The sequence below is a fragment of the Tessaracoccus aquimaris genome (genome assembly GCF_001997345.1).
Classification (GTDB): domain Bacteria; phylum Actinomycetota; class Actinomycetes; order Propionibacteriales; family Propionibacteriaceae; genus Arachnia; species Arachnia aquimaris.
Map to the genome: position 1 here is coordinate 237,458 of NZ_CP019606.1, position 24,636 is coordinate 262,093.

Genomic DNA, 24,636 nt, shown 5'->3' on the forward strand with positions numbered 1-24,636 from the left:
GAAAGTCTGGCGGTATGGAGAGGGCGTGGGATTGGCCGGGAAATGAGAAAACCCCTAGTCGTCTAGGGGTCTCACTGTGGCCAGGGCCGGGATCGAACCGGCGACCTTTCACTTTTCAGGCGAACGCTGCTACCAGCTGAGCTACCTGGCCGGTGGCCTGGCTTGATGCCTGACCTAGCGACCCCGACGGGACTCGAACCCGCGACCTCCGCCGTGACAGGGCGGCGCGCTAACCAACTGCGCTACGGGGCCAATCTCTTGACCTACTGGCTGAGCCAGCCCGGTAACTATAGCGTGACTTCCACCGCGCTGTCACATCGGGCAAAACGCCTAGTCAGTGACAGTACAACGGTGAAGGCCGCATAGTTTGGGCACGACGCCGAGAGGCTCGGCGCCATGCCCGTTGCGCATCCCCAACGGGATTCGAACCCGTGCTGCCGCCGTGAAAGGGCGGAGTCCTAGGCCGCTAGACGATGGGGACCAGCGGGTCAAGCATAGGGGACTTCGCGGGGCCCCACAAACACGCGGGCACGACGAAGGGCGCGCGACCCGAGGTCGCGCGCCCTTCGTGGGGGATCAGCCGTGCGTGTTGATGTGCACGTGGTCCTTGTGGTTGGCCGTGTCGCCGCCCCGGTTGGCCATCGAGCGCCAACCCTCCTTGTTGCGGGCGGTCGACCAGATCTTCTGGTCGAAGATGATGTAGTTGATGTTGTACTTCGAGGCGTTGGCCCGGTAGTAGTTGGCGATCTCCCAGCCGAGGGCACTGTTGCTCTTGTAGCTGGGGATCATCACGTCGACGGCGCGACCCGCGGGATGGTCCGGGGTGACGTCGCGGCGCCAGCCGTACATCGTCTTGATCGCGGAGTAGCGGTTCCAGACATCGCGGACGATCGACTGGACGTTGGCGTTGGTCTGGTCAAGGCCGCTGGAGTAGCCGCGGTTGAGCGAGGTTCCGCCGCCGCTTGAGGCCCCGGTCCCGCCGCTGCTTGGCTTGGTGGCCGAGACGTACTTCGACGTCACCCACTTGGAGGCGCCGCTCACGATGATCTCGGCGCGACCGTTCTTGACGGTGCCGGTGACCTGCAGTTCTCCGCCGCGGGGAATCTCGCCGCTGTAGGACTGGCCGCTTGAGGCCGCCCAGATGTTGAGCACCGTCGTGGCGTACCTGGTGGTCGTCTTGGGGGGAGTCGGGACGGTCGGGGCGGTCGAGCCGCTGCCCACCGTCGTCAGGTACTGGGCGTTGACCCAGCGGACGGCGCCCTTGTAGATGATCTGCGCCATCCCGTTCTCCTTGACCCCGGTCAGGTCGAAGATCGTGCCCTTCGGGGCGTCACCGAGGTTGGTGAACTTGGATGAGGAGCTGGTGCGGACCATCAGCGCCGTGGTGCCGCGGGCCTGGCCCGTCACCTTCGGCAGCTTGTCGTCGTAGGCCTGCGAGGCCTTGGAGCTCAGGTAGCTGGTGGATGCCCACAGCGTCGTGCCCTTGTAGGTGACCTGCGCGTAGCTGCCGCTGACCTTCCCCGTCAACGAGAGCTGGGTGCCGCGCTGGACCACGAACGTGACCTTGTCGCGAGTGGAGGGGCCAGTGCGCAGGTTGAGGTTCGCCGTCGTGAACGTGCTGCCGCCCGCCGCGGGCTTGGTGCCCTGCGAGGTCTCCGACGACGGTGCGCCCGAGGAGGTGCCCGTCAGGTACGCCGAGGCGATGTAGGCGGTCTTGCCGTTGAAGGTGACCTTCGTCCAGCCGTTGCTTGAGCCGTGGCTGGGCAGCGAGACGCCCTTGTTGATGACGGTCAGTGACTTGTACGAGGTTGCAGGCCCGGTCCGGACATTGACTCTCGTGGTCGCGGTCACGTTTCCGTCCACTGCGTCGGCCGAAGGGCCCAGTGCCAAAGTGCCGAGTCCCTGAACCAGAACTGCCACTCCGGCCGCCGCTGCTACGCCGCGTAGGCCTTTGAGTGCTCTTCTCACGTCTCTCCTCGTCGTTGCGGTTGGCCAGACGTGCCGCTTCCCCGGGGCATCCGCCCCCGACACGTCCGGCCACTGCGATGGACACTAGGAGTCGGCCACGCGGCGGGACAACGTTGGTTGAGAGTTTGCTGAGAACTACACAAGCCGACACACCGCTCAGGTGCGAAAATCACAAACTTGTGATTCGTGCACCGGCCCTGGCACGCAAAGGCGCTTCGACAAGGGGCGATGAGGCTTCACCCAGGGTTCCTGGACGAAGGGCATAGTTGAGAAGCGTGTCGGTTTCTCAGAATCAAGCGAGCTGAAGTCGAGCTTGAGGTTCGTGCTTGAGGTTGAGGTTCGAGGTTGAGGTTCGAGACCTGGGTGATAGCGCGGATCGGCCTACGGTTCGACCCGCCACGCGCTCTGGTCGGGTTGGACCCAGCAGCGCGACCCGGTGCTCGACCAGGAAGCGGCGCGGCCGAGCGCCTCATCCGGGACGTAGCCGGCCTGCAGGTCGGCGGGGGTCAGTTCGGTAGCGCCGGTGGCCTCGGCCAGTCTCCTGCGGTCCCTATCGCCCGCGACGGCGGCCACGATGGGGAGGTTGAGCGCCCGACGGTTCGCGGCGAGGGTGGCGAGCACATCGGGATGGAACCGGGCGGCGACCAGGATCAGCGGCGACTCTTCGCTGGCCCGCGACAGCGGCGCCATCAGTTCGCGCATCGTCTCGACGGCGCCGTCGACGACCAGCAGTCGGGGGTTCGCCCAGGAGGCTCCGTCGTTGACGGTGGCGAAGTCGGGGGAGGCGTGCCCGAACGCGAACCCCTCGCCCTTGTGCGGCAGCGACCCGTCGACGCCGCGACCCGGGGCGGGAAGGTCGTCGATCTCGTCCTGCGTGATATAGGTCGGCACGTGCCGGTTGACCTCGTCGTTGTGGCGCAGCGGCGCCGGTTCCCCCGCGCCGGTGATTCGACGGTGGGCGCGACGATCGGCGAGCACCGCGAAGGCGAGCAGCGCGCCGCCCACCGCGATGATCAGGACGAGCCACTGCCAGGGAGCCATGTCCCAAGCGTGCCAGACGCCTCTGACGCTAGACTGCCTTCGCCCCTATAGCTCAGTTGGCAGAGCAGTGGACTTTTAATCCATGGGTCGCGGGTTCGAGCCCCGCTGGGGGCACTGGCCACAGCGATGTGGACGCCATTCAGGCATTTTCTGTAAGCCATCGTGTAAGCCATTGCACTGCGAGAGCGCTCGCCATCGGCATGGATCCAGGGGCACCGGAACGCCGACCCCTCGTCCGCCGAACGCATCGAGAAGCACGGGTAGCCGTCAGAACCCCCAAACATGGGCCCACTAGCAGCGCAGCGCCCCTCCCTGCCATGATGTCCCCGACGACAACGCCAGGGGGCATGAGTGACGCAGCGATTCGGACGTCCGGGACCACAAGGACAGGCCGGTCCTCCGGCTTTCCAGGCACCTCCGCAGGCGTACTCGACGACGCCTCCCCCAGGGCAGCCTCCGTATGGGCCGCCCCAGGGATTTCCCCAGCAACGGCCCGTCGCGCCCCCGCCCAGGTCGAGGTGGCGGTCCAAGGCGGCGATCGGGGCGGGCGCTGGCATCGTCGGACTGCTGATGGGCGTCGGCCTCGGCGGCGGCGACGCCAGTTCCGCAGAGCCCGCGTCGATGACGATGACCGTCACGGCACAGCCCAAGCCCGCGCCGACCGTCACGGTGACCGCGCCCGGCCCCACCGTGACCGCGACTGTCCCGGGGCCGACGGTCACCGCGACCGCGACGACCACGGCGACGGCCACCGCCACTGTCGCCGCGGAGCCGGCCCCGACCGCCGAGTCGGAGCCCGAGCCCCCTCCAAGCTGAAGGTCGCTCAGCAGACCGCCGCGGCGGCCGAGCCGACCATCCAGCGGCTCTCGTCCTCCGACGGCGACGCCGTGTACTTCCGCAACTGCGCGGCGGCCCGCGCGGCGGGCGCGGACCCCGTCAGGATCGGCGACCCCGGCTACGGGCGGCACCTCGATCGCGACGGTGACGGAGTCGGCTGCGAGTGAGTCCCCGACCCGCTGCGAGTCAGGCGGGGGAGATGACCAGGCGGTAGCCCATCCCCGGTTCGGTGATCAGGTGACGCGGCGAGGACGGGTCGGGCTCGAGTTTCTTGCGCAACTGCGAGAGGTACAGCCGCAGGTAGCCGGTGTCGCGGGCGTGCTCGGTGCCCCAGATGTGGGTCAGCATCGTCTGCCTCGTCACCAACTTCCCCTCGTTGCGGGCCAGTAGTTCGAGGACCTGCCACTCGGTCGGGGTCAGCCGGATCGGGCCGTTGCTGCCGACCGCGGTGCGGGCCGCGAAGTCGACGTCCACCGTCCCGATCCGCACCAGCGGCGGCGCCTCCTCGTGGCGCTCCGGCACCCGGCGGGCGAGGGCGCGGACCCTGGCAAGGAACTCGTCGACGGAGAACGGCTTGGTGACGTAGTCGTCGGCGCCCGCGTCGAGCGCCTCGACCTTGTCGGCCGACCCTGCCCGACCGGAGACGACCAGGATCGGGGCGTCGGACCAGCCGCGGATCGCGTGGATCACCTCGACGCCATCCAGGCGCGGCATGCCCAGGTCGAGCAGGTACAGGTCGGGCTTGTGATCGATGGCGGCCGCGATCGCCTGCGCGCCGTCGGCGGCTGCCACCACCTGGTAGCCCTTCGCGGTCAGGGTGATGCGCAGCGCCCTGACGAGTTGCGGGTCGTCGTCGGCGATCAGGATCTTCATTCGTTCCCCTCCTCACGGGCGCCGGTCGGAAGCGACACCACCATGGTGAGCCCGCCGCCGGGTGTGTCCTCCGGCTCGATGGTGCCGCCCATTCCCTCGACGAAGCCGCGCGACAGGGCGAGCCCCAGCCCCAGCCCCGTGGTGTTGTCGACGTCGCCCAGTCGCTGGAATGGGACGAAGATGTCGTCGCGGCGCTCGGGGCTGACCCCCGGCCCGTGGTCGACGACGCGGACCTCTATCCGGTCGCCGAACGCGCTGGTGGCGACCCTCACCCGACGGCTGTACCGGGTCGCGTTGGCGAGCAGATTGACCAACGCGCGCTGCAGCAGGACGGGGTCGGCCATCGCCCGGTTCGCGTCGGGTTGCAGCGCGACGGTGACCTCCTCGGGGCCGAGCGCCAGTTCGTCGAGCGCGCCCTCGATCACCTCGCTGAGCTCGATGGGGAAGGTCTCGATCGTGAGCGCCCCGGCCTGAAGCCGCGACACGTCCAGCAGGTCCGTCACCAGCGTCGACAACGCCGCGAGCGACTGGTCGGCCGTCTCCAGCAACTCCCGACGGTCCGCGTCGCTGAGCGCATCGTCGGCGAGCCGCATCCCTCCGACGGCGGCGGTCGCGGCCGCCAGCGGGCGACGCAGGTCGTGGCTGAGGGCCGAGAGCAGGGCCCCGCGGACCTTGTCGGAGGCGGCGATCGGCTCGATCTCGCTCGCCGTCTCCTCGAGGCGGCGATGCTCGACCGCCGCGCCCAGTTGGGCGATGATGACGCCGATCAGGCGACGCTCTGAGGCCGGTAGGCCCTTGCCGTGCAGTTCGAGGACGGCGTCGTCCGTCAGCGTCAGGCGCGTCGGGTCGGGGCTCAGTTCGCCCGCCTCGGCGATCCGCTTGCCCCTGTCGGTCAGGACGGCGCCGTCGAGGGCGAAAGCGTCGACCAGTTGCGCGACCAGCGCCTGCAGGGCGTCCTCGCCGCGCAGCACGTTCTCCGCGACCGTCTGGATCAGCTCGGACTCCGACGCCGCGCGCTTGGCGACCCGCGCCCTGCGCGCCGCGCGGTCGACGACGTAGCTCACCAGCACCGCGACCGCCGCGTAGAGCGCCAGCGCCAGCATATGGAGGGGGTCGGCGATCGTGATCGTGTAGAAGGGTTGGATGAAGAAGTAGTCGAGCGTCAGGCCCGACATCACCGCGGCGAACAGCGCCGGCCACAGCCCGCCGGTGAGCGCGACGACCACGACCAGCAGTTGGTAGCTGAGCACGTCGCCCGTGATCGACTCGGGGCTGCGGAACGTGACGAGCAGCCAGGTCAGCAGCGGCCCGCCGATCAGGGCGAGCGCGAACCCCGCGACCCGGCGCGTCGGCGACAACGCCCCGCCGACCTTCGGCAACCGGAACCGGCCGCCCGCGGCGGCGTGCGTGACGATGTGCACGTCGATGTCGCCCGAGTCGCGGATCACGCTCGCGCCGATGCCGGCCCCGGTGAGCGCGGCGCTCAGCCGGCTGCGGCGGCTCGCGCCGAGCACCAGTTGGGTCGCGTTGACCGAGCGCGCGAACTCGATCAGCGCCTCGGGGGTGTCCTCGCCGATCACCTGGCGGTAACTGCCGCCGAGCTTGTCGACCAGCACCCGCTGCTCCGCCAACGCCGTCGGGTTGTCGGCGCGCAGCCCGTCCTGCGTCGAGACGTGCACGGCGATCAGTTCGCCGCCCGCCCGCGCCGCGATCCTGGCCCCGCGGCGCAGCAGCGTCTCACCCTCAGGGCCGCCGGGCAGCGCCACGACGACGCGCTCGCGGGCCTCCCAGGTGCCCGCGATGCCGTGGTCCTTGCGATAGAGAGTGAGGGCCTGGTCGACCTCGTCTGCGAGCCACAGCAGCGCCAGTTCGCGCAGCGCCGTCAGGTTGCCGAGCCGGAAGTAGTTGGAGAGGGCGGCGTCGATGCGTTCCGCAGGGTAGACGACGCCGCCCGACAGCCGGTCGCGCAACGCCTCGGGGGCCAGGTCGACGACCTCCACCTGGTCGGCGGCGCGCAGCACCGAGTCGGGGACGGTCTCGCGCTGCGGCACCCCGGTGATCGTCTCGACGACGTCGTTCAGGGACTCGATGTGCTGGATGTTGACGGTGGAGATCACGTTGATCCCCGCCGCCAGCAGTTCCTCGACGTCCTGCCAACGCTTCTCGTTGCGGGAGCCAGGCGCGTTCGTGTGGGCCAGTTCGTCGACGAGCGCCGTGTCGGGGTGGCGTGCCAGCACCGCGTCGACGTCCATCTCGTTGAGGAGGACGCCGCGGTGGTCGACGGTGCGCCGCGGGATGACGGGCAGCCCCTCGGTCAGGGCTGCCGTCGCGGCGCGCCCGTGGGTCTCGACGAGGCCGATCGCCACGTCGACGCCCTCGGCGGCCAGGTGGTGCCCCTCGTCGAGCATGCTGACCGTCTTGCCGACCCCCGGCGCGGCCCCGAGCAGCACCCGCAGTCGCCCACGCGAGCTCACGTCCTCAGCCCTCCAGTTCGTCCAATGCCAGGTTCAACTCCACCACATTGACCCGGACCTCGGACAAGTATCCAATGCCGGAGGTGTTCTCCTTCACGAGGTCGGCGACCCGGCTCGGTTCGATGCCCCGGGCCGCAGCGACCCGGTCGACCTGAATGGCCGCGTAGGCGGTGGAGATCTCCGGGTCGAGGCCGGAACTGGACGCCGTCACGGCATCGGCGGGGACCTCGGATTCGGGCACGCCGTTGAACTCCGCGACCGCGGCCCGCCGCTCGGCGATGGCCGCGACCAGATCCGGGTTGTTCGGGCCGAGGTTGCTGCCGGAGGAGGCCGACCCGTCGTAGCCGTCGCCCGCGGCGGAGGGCCGCGACTGGAAGTACTGCGGCAGCGGGGCACCGTCGGCGTCCACGAAGGCCTGCCCGATCAGCTTCGAGCCGACCACCTGGCCGGACGCGTCGTGCACCAGCGAGCCGTTGGCCTGCCAGGGGAACAGCACCTGCCCGATGCCGGTGAGCGCGAGCGGATAGACCAGCCCGAGCACGACGGTGAGCAGCACCATGGCGCGGAGGGCAACGGCGCTCTGCCTGGTGATGAGGCGCAGCGATTGAGGCATGTCGGACCTTTCAGAATCCGGGGATCAGGCGCACGACGAGGTCGATGAGCCAGATGCCGACGAAGGGGGTGATGACGCCACCGAGGCCGTAGATCGCCAGGTTGCGGCCCAGGATCTGGGCGGCGCCTGCGGGCCGGTACTTCACGCCGCGCAGCGCGAGCGGCACGAGGGCGATGATCACCAGGGCGTTGAAGATGATCGCCGAGGCGACCGCGGAGGCGGGGGAGTGCAGGCCCATCACGTTCAGGGCCGCGAGGCCGGGGAAGACGCCCATGAACATCGCGGGGATGATCGCGAAGTACTTGGCGATGTCGTTGGCGATGGAGAACGTGGTGAGCGCTCCGCGGGTGATCAGCAACTGCTTGCCGATGGCGACGATGTCGATGAGCTTGGTCGGGTCAGAGTCGAGGTCGACCATGTTGCCCGCCTCCTTCGCGGCGGAGGTGCCGGTGTTCATTGCGACGCCGACGTCGGCCTGCGCGAGAGCCGGAGCGTCGTTGGTGCCGTCGCCGGTCATGGCGACCAGCCGGCCTCCCTCCTGCTCGCGCCTGATGTAGTCGAGCTTCTGCTCCGGGGTCGCCTCGGCGATGTAGTCGTCGACGCCGGCCTCCCGTGCGATGGCCGCGGCGGTCAGCGGATTGTCCCCGGTGACCATCACGGTGCGGATGCCCATCGAGCGCAGCTCGTCGAAGCGCTGCCGGAGGCCGTCCTTGACGATGTCCTTGAGGTGCACCACGCCGAGGATGCTCTCGTGGCGGGGTCCCTTGGACGCGACCACCAGTGGGGTGCCGCCGGAGGCGCCGATCCCGTCGGCGATGTCGGTGGTCTCCGCGCTCGCAAGGTCGAGCCAGGCGAGCACGGCCGAGGCGGCGCCCTTGCGGATCTGGGTGCCGTCGGGCAGGTCAAGGCCGGACATCCGGGTCTGGGCCGTGAACGGCACAGGCACGGCGCCTGGTTGGCGCTCGGGACTGACCCCGAGTTCGGCGGCGAGCGCCACGATCGAGGAACCCTCTGGCGTGGGGTCGCTCAGCGATGCGAGGGCCGCGAAGTGGGCCAGCCGGTGGGCGTCGACCCCCTCCAGCGGCAGGAACTCGGACGCGCGTCGGTTGCCGTAGGTGATGGTGCCGGTCTTGTCGAGCAGCAGCGTCGACACGTCGCCCGCGGCCTCGACGGCGCGCCCGGACATGGCGAGCACGTTGCGTTGCACGAGGCGGTCCATGCCCGCGATGCCGATCGCGGACAGCAGCGCGCCGATCGTGGTGGGGATCAGGCACACGAGCAGCGCGATCAGGACCGTCAGCGACACCGGCTGCGCCCCCGCTGAGGCGATCGGGTTGAGCGTGAACACGACCACCAGGAAGACAAGGGACAGGCCTGCGAGGAGGATCGACAGGGCGATCTCGTTGGGGGTGCGCTGACGGGCGGAGCCCTCGACGAGCGCGATCATCCGGTCGACGAAGGTCTCGCCCGGCTTGGACGTGACCTTCACCACGATCCGGTCGGACAGCACCCGGGTGCCGCCGGTGACGGCGCTGCGGTCGCCGCCGGACTCGCGCACGACGGGGGCCGATTCGCCCGTGATGGCCGACTCGTCGACCGAGGCGATGCCCCACACGATGTCGCCGTCGCCGGGGATCGTCTCGCCTGCGGAGACCACCACGACGTCGCCGAGGCGGAGGTCTGAGGAGGCGATCTCCTCGGTCGAGGCGCGCTCGGCGCCCGCGTCCGCATCCGCGTCGTAGCGCTGCACGCGGTGTGCGGTGGTGGTGGTGCGCGTCTTGCGCAGCGACTCGGCCTGCGCCTTGCCGCGGCCCTCAGCGACCGACTCGGCGAGGTTGGCGAACAGCACCGTCAACCAGAGGCAGCCGGCGATCAGCGCGGTGAAACTGACGGGCACCGCGGTGCCCCCGAGGGTCGGGGCCCGCCGATGAAGGGTTCCACGAGGGCGAGCGCCGTCGTCAGGGCTGCTCCGACCCAGACCAGGAACATGACGGGGTTGCGCCACTGGGCCCGCGGGTCGAGCTTCCGGAAGGCGCCGGGCAGCGCCTGGGCCCACTGCCCGCGGCGGGGTTGGGCGGCCTTGGTGGTGGTCATCGGAACAGTCCTTCGGCGAGCGGCCCGAGGGTCAGGGCCGGGAAGTAGGTGAGGGCGGAGACGACGATCACGACCCCGATCATCAGGGCCACGAACAGCGGACGGTGCGTGGGCAGGGTGCCGACCGTCGCCTCCGCTGGGGTCGCGGTTGCGAAGGAGCCCGCGAGGGCGAGCACCAGCGCGATCGGCACGAACCGGCCGATCAGGATCGCGAGGCCGAGCGCCGTGTTGAACCAGGGCGTGTCAGCGGTCAGGCCAGCGAATGCGGAGCCGTTGTTGTTGGCCGCCGAGGTGAAGGCGTAGATGACCTCCGACGTGCCGTGCGGGCCGGGGTTGAGGATCGAGGTGTTGCGCACCGAGTCGCTCACACCGGGCAGCGCGAAGCTGAGCGCGGTGCCCGCCAGCACGAGGGTCGGGGTGACCAGGATGTAGAGGCTCGCGAGCTTCACCTCGCGCGGGCCGACCTTCTTGCCAAGGAACTCGGGCGTCCGGCCGACCAGAAGGCCCGCCACGAACACCGAGATGATCGCCATCACGAGCAGGCCGTAGAGGCCCGCGCCGACGCCGCCGGGGCTGACCTCGCCGAGCATCATGTTCAGCATCGGCATCATGCCGCCCAGCGAGGTGTAGGAGTCGTGCATCGAGTTGACGGCGCCGGTGGAGGTGCCGGTGCTCGTGGTGGCGAACAGCGCTGATCCGATGATCCCGAAGCGGGTCTCCTTGCCCTCCATGGCGGCCCCTGCGAGCGCCGGGGCCGCGTCGCGGGCCGTCGACTCAAGGGCGACGAGGATCGAGTACGAGGCCGTGAAGAGCAGCGCCATGACGCTGAGCGTCGCGTAGCCCTGGCGGACGTCCCCGACCATCCGTCCGTAGGCACGGGTCAGTGAGAAGGGGATCACGAGCATCAGGAAGATCTCGAGGTAGTTCGTGAGGGAGCCGGGGTTCTCGAACGGGTGGGACGAGTTCGCGTTGAAGAAGCCGCCGCCGTTGGTGCCGAGCAGTTTGATGACCTCCTGCGACGCGACAGGGCCTCCCGGGATCGCCTGATCGGCGCCCGCGATGGTGGTGATGTGGGTCATGCCCACCAGGTTCTGCGTGACGCCGCCCGCGAGCAGGAGCAGCGCACCGACCACGCTGATCGGCAGCAGCACCCGCAGCAGGCCCCGGGTGAGGTCGACCCAGAAGTTGCCGATCAGGCCGGTGGACCTGGCCGCGAGCCCCCTGACCAGCGCGATGGCCACCGCCATGCCGACGGCGGCCGAGACGAAGTTCTGCACGGTGAGCCCGGCCATCTGCACCAGGTGCCCCATCGTCAGTTCGGGCGAGTAGGACTGCCAGTTGGTGTTGCCGACGAATGAGGCCGCGGTGTTGAACGACAGCGCGGGGGAGACGGGGCCGTGGCCGAGCGACAACGGCAGCCACTGCTGGACGCGCTGCAGCGTGAACAGGATCAACATCCCGACGGCGGAGAACGCCAGCAGGCCGTGCAGGTAGGCCCGCCACGTCTGCCCCTGATCCGGGTCGACGCCCAGGCCGCGGTAGACCCACCGCTCGACGCGCCAGTGCTTCGTCGAGGTGTAGGTCCAGGCAAGGTAGTCTCCGAGCGGCCGGTAGGCCAGGGCGAGCGGGACGGCGACGGCGAGCAGCGTCAGGGCTGCGGCCAGTGCGGTCATGAGAAGCGCTCCGGGCGCACGAGCGCGGCGAGCAGGTAACAGATGGCCGCCACAGCGAGAATAGTGGCGACGATGTCGAAGGCGGTCACAGCCGTTCGACCCCCTTAGCGAGCAGGCCAACAGCGACGAACAGCGCGATGGTGATGAGCACATAGACGATGTCGAGCATGAGGGCTCCTGAGTAGTTGCAGCGCCCTCGATGGGCACACCCACAGCCAACTCCGCCGGCCGCCTGGGCGACAGCGTCCTAACGGCTTCCATACGACCTCGAGCGTCGGCCTGACGGGTTGCCTACACCCGGGCCTCGTCTTCGGATCTGTGGGGATCCGCCTCGGGCTGGCCGTCCGTCCGGAATCTGTCTCGCCCGGCGTGTCGGCCAACGGCCGGGCGTAGCGTGAAAACCGGTACACAAGGGCATTCGCCCGCAACGAAAGGGTTTCCCATGACCGAATACGTGGCAATCGTGACCTTCCCCGCCGTGGCCGACGCCTTCAAGGCCGAGTCCGACCTGAAGGCCTCTCCCGTCTCGAGCGCGGTGGTCGCGGCGGCGCTGATCCAGCGCGACGCCGACGGCAGGCTCTCCGCTCCGGAGGGCAGCGACCTCGACGCCGGAGGAGGCTATCTGGGTGGCTCCCTGATCGGACTACTGGTCGGGGAGCTCGGCGGACCGCTCGGGATGCTGCTCGGCTGGGGCGCTGGCGGGCTGATCGGCGGACTATCCGACCTGGACCGCGCGCAGGACCAGTCCTCCGTGCTCGGCTCGATGGCAAAGAAGATCGCGCCCGGCCACAACGCGCTGATCCTGCAGACCGACGAGGCCGACACGTCGGCGCTCGACCAGTTCGTCGCTGGCCAGGGCGGCGCCATCACGCGCGTCCCGCTCGGCCAGGTGCTCGACGAGTTGGAGGCCGAGCAGGACGCTGCGGAGGCTGCGCGCAAGGCGGCGTCCGAGGAGTTGCGCAAGCAGCGCAAGGACGAGCGCCACGAGAAGTGGGACGAGCGCGTCGCGGCCCTCAAGGCGAAGTTCGACAAGTAGCCGGGCTGGTCGCTGAGCCTGTCCGAGCGTCCGTGCGTCGGTGTTCGGACCCCTCGACGGGCTCGGGGAACGGAGCGGGCTCGGGGAACGGCTTGTTCGCTGAGCTTGTCGAAGCGTTCGTCGCGTCCGCTGTGGTTTCGGACCCCTCGACAGGCTCGGGGAACGGTGCCGGCTCGGGGAACGGCTTGTTCGCTGAGCTTGTCGAAGCGTCCGTCTTGTTCGCTGTGGTTTTCGGACCCCTCGACAGGCTCGGGGAACGGCGCGGGCTCGGGGAACGGCAAGCGGGGTCAGGTTCCGGCGGGCAGAATCGGGAGTGGGCCTCGCCGCACCGGTGTTGGGGCCAACCCCAAGGAGGGTGCGATGCACAGCAGGATTCTCGGCACGTCGCTCGAGGTCTCGGCGATCGGGCTCGGAGCCATGGGCATGTCCCAGTCCTACGGGCCCAACCCGGGCGACCGGGACGAGATGATCGGCGTGCTGCGCTACGCCGTCGAGCAAGGCATCACCCTGATCGACACCGCAGAGGTCTACGGACCCTACGACAACGAGATCCTCGTCGGGGAGGCGATCGCGCCGATCCGCGACCAGGTCGTCGTCGCGACCAAGTTCGGCTGGCACATCGCCGACGGGCGCATGCAGGGCACCGACTCGCGCCCTGAGCAGATCCGGCGGGTCGCCGACGCGTCGCTCAAGCGCCTCGGCGTCGAGAGCATCGACCTCTTCTACCAGCACCGCGTCGACCCGGCCGTCCCCATCGAGGACGTGGCGGGCGCCGTCGGCGAACTGGTGGCGGCCGGGAAGGTGCACCACTTCGGGCTTTCAGAGGCCGGCGCGGACACCATCAGACGGGCGCACGCGACGTTCCCGGTGACCGCGGTGCAGAGCGAGTATTCGCTCTGGACGCGCGACCCGGAGGCCGAGGTGCTGCCGACCTGCGCGGAACTTGGCATCGGGTTCGTCCCGTTCAGCCCGCTGGGCAAGGGCTTCTTCACCGGGACGGTGCGACCCGGGCAGGGCTTCGGTGAGGGCGAGATCAGGGCGAGCATCCCGCGCTTCGAGGAGCAGAACCTGGCGCGGAACCAGGCGCTGCTCACCCAGGTGCAGCAGTTGGCCGAGGCGGTCGACGCAACCTCGGCCCAGGTGGCGCTCGCGTGGCTGCTTGCGAAGGGACCCCACATCGTCCCGATCCCGGGCACCAGGCGCCGCGGCCGGATCGACGAGAACGCCGCCGCCGCGGCCGTGCGTCTCTCGGCCGACGACATCGCCACGCTCGACGCCCTCACCGACGCCGGGGTCGCGGGCGACCGCTACGGCGAGGCAGGCATGAGGATGGTGGGGCTCTGAGGTCCTAGCCGGGCACGCCCGCTGCCGCCAACGCCTCCTCGACGTGGATGCGGGTCGTCGGGAAGACCGCGACGTCGACGTCGTCGGGGCCGACCAGCAGTTCGAGTTCGGTGCAGCCGAGGATCACACCCTGGGCGCCGGCTGCGGCCAGTGACGAGATGATGCCGCGCAGCGCCTCGCGGGAGTCGTCGCGCACGATGCCGCGGACCAACTCCTCGTAGATCACCCTGTGCACCACCGCCCGGTCGCCCGCCTCGGGGACGAGCACCTCGACGCCTGCCGCGGCAACCCGCTCCCGGTAGAACGGCTGTTCCATCGTGAATGCGGTGCCGAGCAGCGCGACCGTGCTGACACCGGCGCGCTTGACGGCGGCCGCGGTGGCGTCCGCAAGGTGCAGCACGGGAATCGTGACGGCGGCGTCGACGGCGTCATAGACCTTGTGCATCGTGTTGGTGCAGATCAGCAGCAGGTCGGCGCCCGCCAGTTCGAGCGCGGCGGCCCGTGCCGCGAGCGCGCGTCCGGCGTCGTCCCAGCGGGCCTCGGACTGCATGGCCTCGATGTCGGCGAAGTCGACCGAGTCGAGCAGGATGCGCGCCGAGTGAAGCCCGCTGAGGCGGTCGCGGACCAGTTCGTTGGCGAGCCGGTAGTACTGGGCCGTCGACTCCCAACTCATCCCGCCGAGCATCCCGATCCGTAGCATCCAAGTCCCCTTCGTGATGGTGCGGCAAGCCTGCCACAGGGACGGATCGCACACCGGGCCACCCGCGACCCGACAGGCTGCCCGGTCGGCGGGTCGTCAGCGTCGGGTCAGTCGTGGATCCACGGGGGATCGATCCTCGGCGCCGCGGCACGGGGCTCCCAGGTGCGCCACCAGGTGTTCGCGCCGGGCGGCAGCGGGCTGTCGCTCGCAGATCGGACGGCGTCGCGCAGGGCGGTCTTCGCCGACGCGAGCGCCGCATTCTGGCGCTTGTCCGGCTCGGCGGCGGCCAGGTAGTCGTTCTCGGCCTGGAGGGCGCGGAGCCGGGCCTCGATGAGTCGACGGTGCCGAGCCTCGGCGGCCGCGTCCAGGTGAAGGTGTTGCTCCGCGGCGCGCAACCATCCGTACGCCTCGTTGATCGCGATCAGCGCCGGATCGACCGTCATGGCGTCGTGCACGCTCAACTCCGGATAGATCACGATCGAGCCCGCGGAATGCGCGTAGGCCAGTTCGTCGCGCCCCGCCTCGTCGATCAGGATCTCGGTGGAGCGCATCACGATGGAGAACAGGTCGGCGTCGGCCATCGAGGCCCGCCGGTGCACACCGGTGGACTGCGAACTGACGATGTAGTTGCGGGCGGCGCCCAAGTGGCCGATGGCCAGTTCGGCGGGCAGGTTCTCACGCGCGCCGCCGTCGACGTAGGTCTCGGCGCCGATCGGCACCGGCCGGAACACTGCGGGGATCGCGCACGAGGCCAGCACCCCGACTCCCAGGTCGTGGGTAGCGGTGCCGACCGGTTGGTTGTTCCGGTCGACCAGGGTGCCCTTCTCCGTCATGAAGCGCAGCTCGCCCGACTCCAGCGCGACCATCGCGATCCGCAGCGTGGCCCCCGAGGCAGAAACTCGGGCGGGAAAGAACATCTCCTCGCGCAGCAGTTCGACGAGCACCGGCCCGGGGCGGTACATCGACTTGGTGGCGTCGAGGCCGTGCGCGATGGCGTTGAGGTCGCTGCCGAGCCGGGGGAGCCGCCCGAGATGCGACGCGATGGTCGACAGCGCGTTCAGCGACCACTCGGAGCGCACCGGCGTCTCCGAGTCGGGGGTGAGCGCCAGTTCAAGCGGGTTCGGGGCCGTCACCGGCTCAGGGGGCGACGGCGAACTCGTGGCCTCGGTGCGCAGGAACTGCAGCAGCGGCGGGCGAGGCTTGGGGGGAGCCGGCTTCGGTTCGGGCCGTGCAGGGCGCACCAGCTCCAGCCACTGAGGGCCCTCGGTGGCGAGCCGGTCGTACCAGGGGCGCGGCGTGAACATGTCGTTCGGCTCCGTCATGGCGTCCCAGATCGACCGCAGCCTGCGCAGGTACTCCCGCTGCCCCTCGCGCTCGGCCGACTGCGCAAGCGACGACGCGATGATCGAGCCTGCGGAGGCGCCGACGAAGATCGTGGGCGTGAACTGCTCGTCGTGCCGGTAGAGATAGTCCAGCGCGCCAAGTTGGAAGCTCGCCCTCGACCCGCCACCCGACAACACGCAGGACACCACCTCCGCCCTGGGGGTGAGCGAGAAGAACGGAAGCCCGAACCATCCCTTACCAGCCATGGCGACAAGCCTAGCGACGTGCGCGTCGCGCGGCATGCGACTGAGGGCGCGCCGTCGGTGGCTCGGAGTACCCTCTGGGTCCATGAGCATCGACGTGCAGGACCTGTTGGAGGACGGCTACATCGAGGGGGTCGACGAGAAGGGGGTCTCCTTCGGGGGCGTCGAGCGGCACGGGCTGCGGATCCTGGACAGCCAGTTCCGTGACGCGGACCTCAGTGGGGCACGGCTGATCGGCTGCCGCCTCGCCGACGTCGACTTCTCATCCTCGCGCGCCACCGATGTGTCGTTCGCCAAGTCGACGCTCCAGGATGTGACGGTCGCGGAATGTCGGATCGGCGCGATCCAGGCGTTCGCCGGAACCTGGACCCGGGTGCGGATCGTGGGCGGCAAGATCGACTACCTCAACCTCCGCGGCACCACCATCAACCGGCTCGAGATCGATCGCGCCGTGGTCGGGGAACTGGACCTGTCGGAGGCGAAGGTGGAGGTGCTGAACTTCGTCGACGCCACCGTCGGAAAGCTGATCCTCACCAACTCGAAGACCAAGCGGGTCGACCTGCGCGGCGCCCGACTGCAGGGCCTGGAGTCGAACCCGGAGGGCATGCGGGGCATCAAGCTCGGCTACGACCAGGCGACCGAACTCGCCCCGGTGCTCGCCGACATCCTGGGGATCACCGTGGCGTAGGTGCGGCCTACTTGCCGAGCCGCTTCAGCAGTTCGGCGTAGCGGGTGCGCGCCCAGACCGACGAGGCGTCCACGCGCTCGCCGTGCGTGGACTGCCCGCCGGCACTGTCGCCCGGTTGATCGGGGACGGGCCGCGGGGCGTCGTCTTCTCGTTCGGCCATGGGGTCTCTGATCCTCAGCTCAGCGCCGTGTCGAGCGCCTTCCAGTCGATGCCTGCAGGGGCGGCGTGCAGCAGCGACGCGAGGAGCCCCTGCCGGGCGGCGCGCACCGCCGGATCCTCGGCGTTGACGAGGATCTCCTCGAAGAACTCCTCGGCCGCGGCCACGGGCGGGTCCGTCAGTTCGACGACGTCGGCCATCGAGCGCGAGGCGACGTCGGAGGGCATCGCCTCGATCGCGTCGGCCAGCGCCAACTCGGCGGGCTCGGTCAGCTTGGAACGGTCGTAGCTCGGCTTCACCTTCGGAGTCAGGATCCGCGAGATCCGCACCAGCGCCTCAACGAGGTCGCCGAGGCGTTCGTCCTCGAGGGCCGACAGTTCGCCGAGCAGGCGGGAGGCGCGCCCGGGGGCGTTGGCCGCGGGCAGGATCGCGTTCACCAGGTCGGCGGAGGTGCCCTCGTCGCGCAGCAGCTGCGCGAAGCGGCCGATGGTGAACTCCAGGGCCGAGTCGACGGCGTCCGGGGCGACGTCGACGCCCTGCTCGGCGAGCCGTGCGACGGCGTCCTCGAGCCCGGCGCGGATCGTGATGCCCTCCAGCGGGGTGCCCGCGGACTCGCGCAGGATCCGCACGACGCCCAGCGCGGCGCGGCGCAGCCCGAACGGGTCGGACGATCCGGTCGGCTTCGCGCCGAGGGCGAACATGGCAGCCAGCAGGTCGAACCGGTCACCGAGCGCGAGCAGTGAGCCGGGCACGGTCGCGGGGACCGGGTCGGCCGAGGTGTGCGGCTGCTCCATCTCGTACAGCGCGTCGGCGACGGCCTCGGTCTCGCCGAGCCGCACGGCGTACTCCTTCGCGATGAACCCGGCGAGCGAGCTCATCTCCACGACCATCTCTGTCGCGAGGTCGAACTTGGCGAGCCGGCCCGCGAGGTCCAGCGTTTCGCGGTCCGCGCCGTCCAGGCCGATCCGGTCGGCCAGCTTGGCGGCGACGTCGGCGATGCGGCGGGCGCGGAGCCCGACGGAGCCGAGGCGGTCCTCGAACGTCAGCTTCTCCAGCCCCGGCACGAAGCTGTCGGCGTCGGTGGCCTTGAGGTCGGAGTTCCAGAAGAACAGCGCGTCCTCGTAGCGGGCACGGATGACCGACTCGTTACCCGCGCGGACGGTGTCGTCGTCGCACAGGCCGTTGGCCATGGTGACGAAGTGCGGCGCCAGCTTCCCGTCACGGTAGACGGGCAGGTAGCGCTGGTGCTTGCGCATCACGGTGGTGAGGATGCGCTCCGGCAGTTCGAGGTAGCGCTCCTCGAAGTGGCCGAGCACGCCGTGCGGGTCCTCGACGAGGTTGGTGATCTCGTCAACGAGGGCGGCCTCGCCCTCAAGGTCGACGGTGCCGCCGACGGTCGCGGCCAGCCTGGTCGCCTGGTCGCGTACGGAGCCCTGGCGGGCGTCGGTGGCGAGCAGGATCGCCCCGTCGGCGATGGTCGGCAGCAGGTCCGATGCGGTGGCGAGGTCGACCTTGCCGACGCGCGCACCGTCAGATCGGGTGCCGTCCTCGCCCGCGACGGGGCGCTGCAGGTAGGTGGTGCGGCCCGCGACGAGGTCGGAGACCGCGACGGGCACGACTGCCGGGCCCCACAGGGCGACCAGCCAGCGGATGGCGCGGGAGAACGACAGCTTCGGGTCGTTCCAGCGCATGTTCTTCTCGGCGCGGAGCCCGCTGACGACGTCGGCGACGATCTCGCCCATCACGTCGAGCACGCCGCGACCCTCGACAGAGACGCTGATCGCCGCGTGTTCGTTGCCGCCGATCTCGGCCTTGACGACCTGGTCGAGCGTCGCGCCCTGGCCACGGACGAAGCCCTCGAGCGGCTTGGTCGGGTTGCCCACACCGTCGAAGGCGGCGGCCCACTTGGGCCCCTTGCGAAGCTGATCGGCGTCGGGTTCACGGGCTGCGAGGCCCTCAACGATGGCGACGATGCGCCGAGGGGTGCCCTCGACGGTGATCGCGCCATGCGTGAGCCGGGTCGCTGCGAGCTTGGCGGTGAGGGCCTCGCGGACGGCGTCGACCGTCTGCGGGACGACGTGCGGGGTAGTTCCTCGACGCCGATCTCGAGCGCGAAGGTCTGCGCGTCGGAGGGCAGGTCGACGGGGGCCTCCGGCGTCGCGGGGGCGGCCTCGACGGCCTCACGGGTGAGAGGGAAGCCCAACTCCTCGCGGCGCTCGATCCAGAGCGCGGCCGTGTCGCGCATCAGGCGGCGCATGGTGGCGAAGGCCTTTGCGCGCTCGGTGGTGGAGATGGCGCCGCGGGCGTCGAGCACGTTGAACGCGTGGCTCGACTTGAGAATGTAGGAGTGCGCGGGCACCGGGAGCCGGGCCTCGACCATCCGGGTCGCCTCCCCGACGTAGGTCTCGTAGAGCCTGCGGTTGGCCTCGACGTCGGCGTCGTCGAGGTAGTAGCGGCTCATCTCGTATTCCTGCTGCCCGAACGCCTCACCGTAGGTGACGATGCGGCCGTCCGCGGCGGTGGCGTAGGCGATCTCCTTGAAGTGCGTCACGCCCTGCTGTGCCATCAGGATGCGCTCGACGCCGTAGGTCAGCTCGACGGGGATCGGGTCCAGGTTCTGGCCGCCGACCTGCTGGAAGTAGGTGAACTGCGTGATCTCCATGCCGTCGAGCCACACCTCCCAGCCGAGGCCCCACGCGCCGATGGCCGGCTGCTGCCAGTTGTCCTCGACGAAGCGGACGTCGTGCTTGCTGAGGTCGATCCCGAGGGCCTCGAGCGAGCCGAGGTACAGCTCCTGCGGGTCGCCCGGCTCCGGCTTGAGGATCACCTGGAACTGCGTGTGGGTCTGCAGCCGGTTGGGGTTCTCGCCGTAGCGGGAGTCGTCGGGTCGCACCGATGGCTCGACGTAGGCGACGTCCCACGGCTCGGGGCCGAGCACGCGCAGGACCGTCGCCGGGTTCATGGTTCCGGCGCCGACCTCCGTGTTGAAGGGCTGCCAGGTCAGGCAGCCCTTGGAGGTCCAGTAGTCGGAAAGGCGGCGTAGGGCGTCTTGCATCGTCAGCACCCGGGCATTCTAGCCCTCGGCGGCGCCCGGCTCGGCCTCGGCCGGTTCGTCCCAGGGCGGCGCCCGTCCGGGTGCGGCCGCTCGCGGACGCGATGCCGCACAGACGGACGGTTGGCCGTATGACATGCTGGGAAGTACCGAAGAACACATGGAGGTGGCACGCATGAAGGTCCTGGTCCCCAAGGCTTACCGCGGCAAGGTCCCGGTCATCGACGGCGTCGAGTTCGTCACGATCGACCACTCGGTCCCCGTGCCGGAGGAACACCTCGACGCCGAGGTGCTGGTCGCCTGGGGGCAGCCCGCCGACGTGCTGCGTGACTCCGCGGAGCGGCTGACGAACCTCAAGCTCGTGCAGGCGTTCCTGGCCGGACCCGACCCCGTGGTCGCCGCAGGGTTCCCCGTCGAGGTGCCGATCGCGACCGGCGTCGGGCTCCACGACGGGCCGGTGTCGGAGCACGCCCTCGGCATGATCCTCGCGCTGATCCGCCACCTGCCGCGCGCACTGCAGAACCAGGAGAGCCGCTACTGGGACCCCAAGCTCTCGGGGGCGATGAAGCTGCGCGCCGACGATGGCCGCGTCACCACGCTCAACGACGCGAACGTGACGATCTGGGGCTACGGCTCCATCGGGTCGACGCTCGCGCCGCTGCTCCAGTCGCTCGGGGCGAAGGTCACCGGGGCGGCCCGGACGGCGGGTGAGCGCGGGGAGTGACGGTCGTCGACTACGACGGCCTCGCCGACGTGCTCGCCGACACCGACATCCTCGTGATGATCCTTCCGCACCACCCCAGCACCGCCAACGCGATGAACGCGGAGCGGTTTGCTCAGCTCAAGCCCGGCGCGCTGGTGGTGAACGTGGGCCGCGGCAGCACCGTCGACGAGCAGGCCCTCGTCGACGCGTTGCGCTCCGGCCACCTCGCGGGCGCCGCGATCGACGTGACGGCGACCGAGCCGCTGCCTCCCGAGTCGCCGCTCTGGGACGAGAAGAACCTGCTGATCACGCCGCACGTCGCGGGCGGTCGCCCGCAGAACGGCGACAAGTTGTTGGCCCAGAACATCGACGCGGTCCGCACGGGCGGCGAGATCCGCAACCTGGTCCGCCGCTAGGCGACAGCGCCCCGGGGACGCCCTCGGACGCGCCGTAGGCACGCTTTGATTTGTGGGGCCGAGCGCGGGCGTCGAAGATTGAGCGTGTGAGCACCACCCGAGTCGACCTGACCAAGTTCGCCTGGCTGTCCATCGCGGCGGCCCTCGTGACGATCGCGCTCAAGTCGGCGGCGTGGCTGATCACCGGATCGGTCGGCCTCCTCTCCGACGCGGCCGAGTCCGTCGTCAACCTGGTAGCCGCGATCGTCGCGCTGATCGCGCTTCGCGTCGCCGCGAAGCCCGCGGACAAGAACCACCACTACGGCCACTCGAAGGCCGAGTACTTCTCCTCGGCCATCGAGGGCGTGATGATCTTCGTGGCCGCCTCCGTGATCCTGGTGCTCGGCATCCAGCGGTTGCTGAACCCGCAGCCGCTCGAGCAGGTGGGCATCGGCCTGCTGATCTCCGTGGTGGCGGCGGCCGTCAACGGGGCGGTCGCGATGGTGCTGATCAAGGCGGGGCGGCGCTACAACTCGATCACGCTGCGCGCCGACGGACAGCACCTGATGACCGACCTGATCACCTCGGTCGGGGTCGTGGTCGGCGTCGGTCTCGTCTGGTTGACGGGATGGAAGATCCTCGACCCGATCGTCGCCATCGCCGTCGGCATCAACATCCTCTGGACGGGCTGGCGGCTCGTCTCTGAGTCGACGGCGGGCCTGATGGACGAGTCGCTTCCGAAGGAGACCAACGCCCGGATCCGCGAGATCCTGGACACCCACACCGGCGACGAGATCAGGTTCCACGCGCTGCGCACCCGGGTCTCCGGGGCGAGGGCCTTCATGGAGATGCACATGCTCGTGCCGGGCGCCTGGAGCGTCAAGGAGGGCCACGACGCCATGGAGGACCTCATCGACGAGATCCGCGACGAGTTCCCCGACCTGCACGTCACCGGGCACCTGGAGCCGGTGGAGGACCCCCGCAGCTACGAGGACGAGCACCTCGACTGACGGCCCGCCTCTCAGGCCTCGGAAGGGGCTTCGGGGTCCCAGCGCCTCCCCTGTAGCCGCAGCGGTGAGAGCGCGACGATCGCAGTGGCCACGGCAAATACCGCGACGATGCCGAGCAGCGTGCCGCGGTCGCCGATCAGAGTGAGGCAGACGCCCCCGAGCGCAGAGCCGAGCACGGCCACGGTCCGGTTGATGGATCGCCTCGTCCCGTTGACCCTCCCCAGCAGCCGGTCGGGCGTCAACGCCTGCCAGTAGCCCATCTCGTTGGAGTTCTCGATCCCGGCGGCCAGCCCGTGCAACGCGAGCGCGACGAACAGGGCGGGGACCGCTGCCGGCGTGCCCATGGTCAGCGCGACGATCAGCCACGTGACGGCGTACAGCAGGCGGGCACCGATGATCGTCGGGCCCGGGCCGAGGCGCCGACCCACGGCAGGGGCGAGCGACGCGCCGAGCAGGCCCGTCACCCCGCCTCCGGCGATGAGGAGGCTGAACACCAACGGCGATAAGCCAAGCGTTCGCAGCGCGATCAGGCTGAGGACGGTGCCGCTCGCGGAACTCGCGAGGAACCAGACGTGGGTGGAGACGGCGAGCGGGCCGAGCGTCGCGTGCCGATAGGTCCACCCGAAGCCCTCGCGCAGTTGGGCGACCAGACGCGGGCGCTTGGCGTCGACGGATCGCGCCTCGTCGACGCGCAGGCCAGCGTTGAGGAACGCGTCGACGACGTAACTGGCCGCGTCGACGGCGATCGCGATGGGCGCGCCGAACAGGCCGACGAGGCCGCCCCCGACGAGCGGGCCAGCGGTCTGGGCCGCGGTGTCGCTCTGGTCGAGACGGGCGTTGGCCCGCACCAGTTCCGAGCGGGGGACAAGGCTCGGCAGGATCGACTGGGACGCGGCGAACCCGAACACCGAGAAGGCGCCGAAGCCGATCAGCAACAGGGCAAGCGACCAGGCATGCAGTCCGCCCGCGAGCCAGAGCAGCGGGATCAGCGCGAGGCAGAACGCCCGGCCGAGGCTCGTGACGACCAGCACCGGCCTGCGCCGCCACCGGTCGACGTAGACGCCCGCGATCAGCCCGAGCACCGCGTATGGCACGAACTGGGCCGCGTTGACCAGGCCCACCTCGGTCGCGGAGGCGTCCAGAACCTGCACAAGAAGCACCGGAAGCGCGACGCCGCTGACCGCGGAGCCGAACGAGGAGATCGTCGCTGCGGCCCAGAAGCGGGGAAACGCGCCAGCGGCCATGGCGCCATTGTTCCGGAATACCGGGGCAGGCCCCGTCTGACGCGTAGGCTCCCGGGAGAGCCAACGACGGCAGATGGAGGACGCATGGTCACCGCACCGCCGCCCGACCCGATCGGCCAGCCCACCCCGGCCCGTCGGCCCAACCCCGCGGGCGGTTCCGCTCAGGTTCGGCCCGCTCAGGCCGGGCCGCCCCATCTTGCTGGCGCTCCCACCCAAGCCGGCCCTCCCGGCGAGAGCCGACCGCCCGCTCAGGCTTCCGCGCGCAGTCGCACCGCGGCGCTGCGTCGGGTCCTCGTCGGGGTAGTGGTGGTGGCCTTCGGGATCGCCGCGATCCTCGGGATCGCGACGCTGATCGTCGGTAGCCTCGGGGAGACGGCGAGCAAGGTCCTCATCACCACCGCCGTCATCGGGGCCTACAGCATCGGGGCGCTGTGCTGCGTGGCGCTCGTGGGGCGGAGGCTGGAACTCTTCGGCCTGATCGGCGCCCTCGTGGCCGTCGCGTCGGCCGCGTACACGGTGTTCCTGGTGTGGGTGAGCTTCTCGTTCAACGACGCCGTCTACCAGGTGCTGTGGACGGTGCTATCGCTGACGGTGGCCTGGTCGTTCGCGTCGCTGCTCTTGCTGCTGTCCGACCGGCGCCGCCCCGTCGTGCGGTGGGGGCTGCGGGCGACGTTGGGGCTGTTCGTCGCGGTGCTGCTGGTGGTGTGGTTCATGATCTGGTTCGAGAACTGGGACAACGACGTGGTGCCGCGCCTACTCGGCGTGCTCGCCATCCTTGCGACCCTCGGCGCGATCGTGGTGCCTGTGCTGTCGATCCTGCTTCCCGACCAGAGTCGCGCGGAGGGTGCGCTGCCGGAGGGGGTCGCACAGGCGCTGGTCGCCGAGGCGGAGCGTCGGGGCGTCAGCGTCGAGGAGTTGGTCCGCCCGATCCTGCGCCCCTGAGGGCTGGTTGATCCAGCTGCGGCGACGAAGTCGCCTGCTGCTGCGTCGAAACCTGTGGCGCCGGTGCTGGGACCTCGTTGGTTGAGCCATGAGGCGCGCGGAGCGTCGCCTCATCGGTCGAAACCTCTGGCGTCCGGAGCTGGGACCCCGTTGGTTGAGCCAGCCGCGGCGACGAAGTCGCCTGCTGCTGCGTCGAAACCTCTGGC

The 24,636-nt window shown here is 70.0% G+C and carries 20 protein-coding genes, 4 tRNA genes and 3 pseudogenes; 10 read left to right on the forward strand and 17 right to left on the reverse strand.

The genetic code is table 11. From position 1 onward, the window contains the following. Nucleotides 1–77 precede the first annotated feature (77 nt). From BW730_RS01075 to BW730_RS01095, 5 genes are all read right to left on the reverse strand, one after another. A tRNA-Phe gene (locus BW730_RS01075) sits at nucleotides 78–151 on the reverse strand. Between the two features lie 27 nt (nucleotides 152–178). After that, nucleotides 179–252, reverse strand: a tRNA-Asp gene (locus BW730_RS01080). A gap of 156 nt (nucleotides 253–408) precedes the next feature. Then, nucleotides 409–481 (reverse strand) — tRNA-Glu (locus BW730_RS01085). 95 nt (nucleotides 482–576) lie between these two features. After that, nucleotides 577–1,851: an SH3 domain-containing protein gene (locus BW730_RS01090; RefSeq protein ID WP_158522444.1), complete on the reverse strand. Its 1,275-nt coding sequence runs from the start codon at nucleotides 1,849–1,851 to the stop codon at nucleotides 577–579. Between the two features lie 498 nt (nucleotides 1,852–2,349). After that, a complete protein-coding gene (locus BW730_RS01095; protein WP_077684693.1) occupies nucleotides 2,350–3,009 on the reverse strand; it encodes a TCP-1/cpn60 chaperonin family protein in 660 nt (219 codons plus the stop codon). 41 nt (nucleotides 3,010–3,050) lie between these two features. Here BW730_RS01095 and BW730_RS01100 point away from each other — a divergent pair. The 3 genes from BW730_RS01100 (at nucleotide 3,051) to BW730_RS18395 (ending at nucleotide 4,013) form a co-directional block, all read left to right on the forward strand. Next, a tRNA-Lys gene (locus tag BW730_RS01100) sits at nucleotides 3,051–3,123 on the forward strand. Nucleotides 3,124–3,579: 456 nt separating this feature from the next. Beyond that, the gene (locus BW730_RS18390) at nucleotides 3,580–3,825 is read left to right on the forward strand and encodes a hypothetical protein (protein WP_158522445.1); all 246 of its coding nucleotides are present in this window, start codon (nucleotides 3,580–3,582) and stop codon (nucleotides 3,823–3,825) included. A gap of 71 nt (nucleotides 3,826–3,896) precedes the next feature. Beyond that, a complete protein-coding gene (locus BW730_RS18395; protein WP_158522446.1) occupies nucleotides 3,897–4,013 on the forward strand; it encodes an excalibur calcium-binding domain-containing protein in 117 nt (38 codons plus the stop codon). Nucleotides 4,014–4,032: 19 nt separating this feature from the next. On the opposite strand, the gene BW730_RS01110 is transcribed toward BW730_RS18395, so the two are convergent. The 6 genes and pseudogenes from BW730_RS01110 to BW730_RS01135 form a co-directional block, all read right to left on the reverse strand. Further along, a complete protein-coding gene (locus BW730_RS01110; RefSeq protein WP_077684695.1) occupies nucleotides 4,033–4,719 on the reverse strand; it encodes a response regulator in 687 nt (228 codons plus the stop codon). Further along, nucleotides 4,716–7,169, reverse strand: coding sequence for a sensor histidine kinase (locus tag BW730_RS01115; RefSeq protein ID WP_226997179.1), 2,454 nt, complete (start codon nucleotides 7,167–7,169; stop codon nucleotides 4,716–4,718). The genes BW730_RS01110 and BW730_RS01115 overlap by 4 nt, the downstream gene beginning before the upstream one ends. 28 nt (nucleotides 7,170–7,197) lie before the next feature. Next, nucleotides 7,198–7,806, reverse strand: coding sequence for a potassium-transporting ATPase subunit KdpC (gene kdpC, locus BW730_RS01120; protein ID WP_077684697.1), 609 nt, complete (start codon nucleotides 7,804–7,806; stop codon nucleotides 7,198–7,200). A 10-nt stretch (nucleotides 7,807–7,816) separates the two neighbouring features. Beyond that, a pseudogene (gene kdpB, locus BW730_RS01125) lies at nucleotides 7,817–9,795 on the reverse strand (potassium-transporting ATPase subunit KdpB). 101 nt (nucleotides 9,796–9,896) lie between these two features. After that, nucleotides 9,897–11,573 (reverse strand): potassium-transporting ATPase subunit KdpA, encoded by a 1,677-nt coding sequence (gene kdpA / locus BW730_RS01130; RefSeq protein ID WP_077684698.1) that lies wholly within the window; start codon nucleotides 11,571–11,573, stop codon nucleotides 9,897–9,899. Further along, nucleotides 11,570–11,662 (reverse strand): potassium-transporting ATPase subunit F, encoded by a 93-nt coding sequence (locus tag BW730_RS01135; protein WP_077684699.1) that lies wholly within the window; start codon nucleotides 11,660–11,662, stop codon nucleotides 11,570–11,572. Before BW730_RS01135 ends, kdpA begins: the two co-directional genes overlap by 4 nt. A 353-nt stretch (nucleotides 11,663–12,015) precedes the next feature. On the opposite strand from BW730_RS01135, the gene BW730_RS01140 reads away from it, so the two are divergent. Together BW730_RS01140 and BW730_RS01145 are read left to right on the forward strand one after the other, a co-directional pair. Next, complete coding sequence (locus BW730_RS01140; protein ID WP_077684700.1) at nucleotides 12,016–12,609, forward strand: DUF1269 domain-containing protein; 594 nt, start codon at nucleotides 12,016–12,018, stop codon at nucleotides 12,607–12,609. 360 nt (nucleotides 12,610–12,969) lie between these two features. Continuing rightward, nucleotides 12,970–13,953 carry an aldo/keto reductase gene (locus tag BW730_RS01145; RefSeq protein ID WP_077684701.1) on the forward strand — a complete coding sequence of 328 codons (984 nt, stop codon included), beginning with the start codon at nucleotides 12,970–12,972 and terminating at the stop codon, nucleotides 13,951–13,953. Between the two features lie 4 nt (nucleotides 13,954–13,957). Here BW730_RS01145 and BW730_RS01150 read toward each other — a convergent pair whose 3' ends face one another. Further along, complete coding sequence (locus BW730_RS01150) at nucleotides 13,958–14,653, reverse strand: aspartate/glutamate racemase family protein (protein ID WP_077684702.1); 696 nt, start codon at nucleotides 14,651–14,653, stop codon at nucleotides 13,958–13,960. A gap of 107 nt (nucleotides 14,654–14,760) precedes the next feature. Further along, complete coding sequence (locus tag BW730_RS01155) at nucleotides 14,761–16,242, reverse strand: patatin-like phospholipase family protein (RefSeq protein ID WP_158522447.1); 1,482 nt, start codon at nucleotides 16,240–16,242, stop codon at nucleotides 14,761–14,763. 82 nt (nucleotides 16,243–16,324) lie between these two features. On the opposite strand from BW730_RS01155, the gene BW730_RS01160 reads away from it, so the two are divergent. Next, nucleotides 16,325–16,927: a pentapeptide repeat-containing protein gene (locus tag BW730_RS01160; protein WP_158522448.1), complete on the forward strand. Its 603-nt coding sequence runs from the start codon at nucleotides 16,325–16,327 to the stop codon at nucleotides 16,925–16,927. 7 nt (nucleotides 16,928–16,934) lie between these two features. On the opposite strand, the gene BW730_RS18400 is transcribed toward BW730_RS01160, so the two are convergent. From BW730_RS18400 to BW730_RS18925, 3 genes and pseudogenes are all read right to left on the reverse strand, one after another. Next, nucleotides 16,935–17,087: a hypothetical protein gene (locus tag BW730_RS18400; RefSeq protein WP_158522449.1), complete on the reverse strand. Its 153-nt coding sequence runs from the start codon at nucleotides 17,085–17,087 to the stop codon at nucleotides 16,935–16,937. 14 nt (nucleotides 17,088–17,101) lie between these two features. Further along, nucleotides 17,102–19,108: pseudogene (gene glyS / locus BW730_RS01165) on the reverse strand (glycine--tRNA ligase subunit beta); the annotation flags it as partial. Nucleotides 19,109–19,326: 218 nt separating this feature from the next. Next, nucleotides 19,327–20,139, reverse strand: a pseudogene (locus tag BW730_RS18925) (glycine--tRNA ligase subunit alpha); the annotation flags it as partial. 172 nt (nucleotides 20,140–20,311) lie between these two features. Between BW730_RS18925 and BW730_RS19900 the strand changes: the two are divergent. Genes BW730_RS19900 through BW730_RS01175 form a run of 3 tightly spaced genes read left to right on the forward strand, consistent with a single transcriptional unit; the run spans nucleotide 20,312 to nucleotide 22,244 of the window. Next, nucleotides 20,312–20,860: an NAD(P)-dependent oxidoreductase gene (locus BW730_RS19900; RefSeq protein ID WP_250637751.1), complete on the forward strand. Its 549-nt coding sequence runs from the start codon at nucleotides 20,312–20,314 to the stop codon at nucleotides 20,858–20,860. After that, the gene (locus BW730_RS19905; protein ID WP_250637752.1) at nucleotides 20,857–21,255 is read left to right on the forward strand and encodes an NAD(P)-dependent oxidoreductase; all 399 of its coding nucleotides are present in this window, start codon (nucleotides 20,857–20,859) and stop codon (nucleotides 21,253–21,255) included. Before BW730_RS19900 ends, BW730_RS19905 begins: the two co-directional genes overlap by 4 nt. A 50-nt stretch (nucleotides 21,256–21,305) precedes the next feature. Further along, on the forward strand, nucleotides 21,306–22,244 hold the full coding sequence (locus BW730_RS01175) for a cation diffusion facilitator family transporter (protein ID WP_418082024.1): 939 nt from the start codon (nucleotides 21,306–21,308) through the stop codon (nucleotides 22,242–22,244). Between the two features lie 11 nt (nucleotides 22,245–22,255). Here BW730_RS01175 and BW730_RS01180 read toward each other — a convergent pair whose 3' ends face one another. Beyond that, entirely contained in the window at nucleotides 22,256–23,488 is a 1,233-nt protein-coding gene (locus tag BW730_RS01180; RefSeq protein ID WP_077684704.1) for an MFS transporter, read from the reverse strand. Between the two features lie 84 nt (nucleotides 23,489–23,572). On the opposite strand from BW730_RS01180, the gene BW730_RS01185 reads away from it, so the two are divergent. Continuing rightward, nucleotides 23,573–24,430, forward strand: a complete 858-nt coding sequence (locus BW730_RS01185; RefSeq protein WP_145952669.1) for a hypothetical protein — start codon at nucleotides 23,573–23,575, stop codon at nucleotides 24,428–24,430. The last annotated feature ends 206 nt before the right edge of the window (nucleotides 24,431–24,636 follow it).